The organism is Bradyrhizobium sp. Kon10 (assembly GCF_055807395.1).
Genome location: NZ_JBVVOZ010000122.1, coordinates 1 through 556, shown reverse-complemented (window position 1 = coordinate 556; position 556 = coordinate 1). Strand labels below are relative to the sequence as shown.

The 556-nt window shown below is 63.5% G+C and carries 1 protein-coding gene; it reads right to left on the bottom strand.

Annotation, left to right across the window (positions count from 1 at the left end; all coding sequences use genetic code 11):
- Positions 1–556 (bottom strand): acyl-CoA dehydrogenase family protein (locus AC0L2O_RS36340; RefSeq protein WP_473373143.1); only part of this gene is annotated, 556 nt, incomplete at both ends.

Sequence of the window (556 nt, the reverse complement as noted above, 5' to 3'; positions counted from 1 at the left end):
CCTGGATCGCCTCATCGATGATCTTCAGCGCCATGTTGGGGGCTGCGACCTTGATCATGGCGATCTCGGCCTGCGCGATCTTGTTGCCGACCTTGTCCATCATGTCGGCGGCCTTGAGGCACAACAGTCGCGTCATCTCGATGTTGGTGCGGGCTTCGCCAATGCGCTGCTCCCATACCGAATGCTCGACGATCCGCTTGCCGAAGGCAGTGCGCGAGGTGAGCCGCTTCACCATTTTCTCCAGCGCCTCCTCGGCCTTGCCAATGGTGCGCATGCAGTGATGGATACGGCCGGGACCGAGGCGGCCCTGCGCGATCTCGAAGCCGCGGCCTTCGCCGAGCAGGATGTTCTCCTTCGGCACCCGCACGTTCTCGAGCAGCACCTGGGCGTGGCCATGCGGCGCGCCGTCGAAGCCGAACACGTGCAGCATCTTCTCGACCTTGATCCCGGGAGTGTCGAGCGGAACCAGGATCTGCGACTGCTGCTGATGCTTGGCCGCCTTGAAATCGGTCTTGCCCATCAGGATCGCGATCTTGCAGCGGGGATCGCCGACGCC